Origin of the sequence: Microbacterium sp. ISL-103 (assembly GCF_018613995.1) — a bacterium.
Taxonomy (GTDB): Bacteria; Actinomycetota; Actinomycetes; order Actinomycetales; family Microbacteriaceae; genus Microbacterium.
Genome location: NZ_JAGGPD010000604.1, coordinates 1 through 1,193 on the forward strand (window position 1 = coordinate 1; position 1,193 = coordinate 1,193).

The 1,193-nt window shown below is 66.9% G+C and carries 2 protein-coding genes and 1 pseudogene; 1 reads left to right on the forward strand and 2 read right to left on the reverse strand.

Annotated features, from left to right (window positions below):
• Together J7E68_RS18445 and J7E68_RS18450 are read right to left on the reverse strand one after the other, a co-directional pair.
• The coding region (locus tag J7E68_RS18445) for a 3-hydroxyacyl-CoA dehydrogenase NAD-binding domain-containing protein (RefSeq protein ID WP_251049145.1) at positions 1–313 on the reverse strand (313 nt) is incomplete at its 3' end.
• A gap of 35 nt (positions 314–348) precedes the next feature.
• On the reverse strand, positions 349–795 hold the full coding sequence (locus tag J7E68_RS18450; protein WP_215174994.1) for a MarR family winged helix-turn-helix transcriptional regulator: 447 nt from the start codon (positions 793–795) through the stop codon (positions 349–351).
• A 103-nt stretch (positions 796–898) separates the two neighbouring features.
• On the opposite strand from J7E68_RS18450, the pseudogene J7E68_RS18455 reads away from it, so the two are divergent.
• Positions 899–1,193: pseudogene (locus tag J7E68_RS18455) on the forward strand (aminopeptidase N); the annotation flags it as partial.

The following is a 1,193-nucleotide window of genomic DNA, read 5'->3' on the forward strand; positions in this document are numbered from 1 at the left end:
GCGTGCGGTAGATGCCCTGCTTCAACTCGAGGCTCTCGGGAACGGCTTCGATGATGAGGTCCGCGGCGACGGCGGAATCCGCGAGGTCGGATGTCAGTCGGATTCGGGAGATGGCTGCTCGCGCGCCTCCGTCCGCGGCGTTCTCCACTCCGTCTTCGACGTAGCGTGCGGCCAGAGCGTCGAACCGCTCCGCTGCCCGATCCAGCGCCGGCTGATCGATGTCGTAGGCGGTGACGTCGAATCCGTGGAACGCGGTCTGGAACGCGATCTGCGAGCCGAGCACTCCCGTGCCCAGAACAGTGATGTTCTTCATTTCTCTTCTTCCTCCGATGGCCTCGTGGGCCGTGGTCACGCCGGGGTGCCGCCCCGGTCGAATCGCTGCAGGTCCTGCGCGAAGCGTGTGATCTCTGCGTCCGACCACCCGGCGAGATGGTCGTCGATCACGCTCTGCAGCGTGTCGAGGGTGCCGCGGAAGGCGTCTTCGCCCGCGGAAGTGAGTGCGAGCGGCCGGCCGCGCCCCGTCGTCGAGGAGATCTCCTCGACGAGGCCGAGCGCGATCAGGGCCGAGAGCTGACGTGACACCGTCGACCGGTTGAGGCGGAACATCCTGGCGATGTCGGTCGAGCGGATTCCCGGCTCGTCGGCGATCGCCATCACGATCGACTGATCGGTGATCGACAGGCGCGGTTCCCCCGCGCGGGCGTCGACGAGGCCGCGGCGTGTGATCGCGACGAGAGAGCGCAGCACCGTGGCACTGTCGTGGTGGCGACCGCCTGAGTTCTCGCTCTGTTGCATAGCGCAACTCTACGCCAGTATGTTGCGTTATGCAACGCTGAGAGACGGTCGGGGTGCGCGAAGTCCGACACGACCGATGGCGACCAGATGGAAGGATGGAGGGATGGACACCGCCAATCTCTCCCGGCACGAGACCGCGGCGCGATCCGCTGCCGTCTCCGTGAGCAGCATCCGCGTCGAGCTCGACCTCACCGGCGCGCCCGAGCGGGCTCGCATCGGATTCTCGACCGTGACCACGCTGGAGTTCACGTCGACGTCGGAGTCGACCTGGCTCGACTTCATCGGAGAGAGCGTCGACAGGGTCGTCGTGAACGGATCCGAGCAGGAGGTGATCTACGACGGAGCGCGCATCGAGCTGCGCGGCCTGGCAGGTCCCAACACCGTGCGCGGCGAGGCGA

Bases quoted from the DNA above. Each gene is read 5' to 3' on its own strand.
- J7E68_RS18450 (WP_215174994.1), bottom strand. From the start codon at position 795: ATGCAACAGAGCGAGAACTCAGGCGGTCGCCACCACGACAGTGCCACG.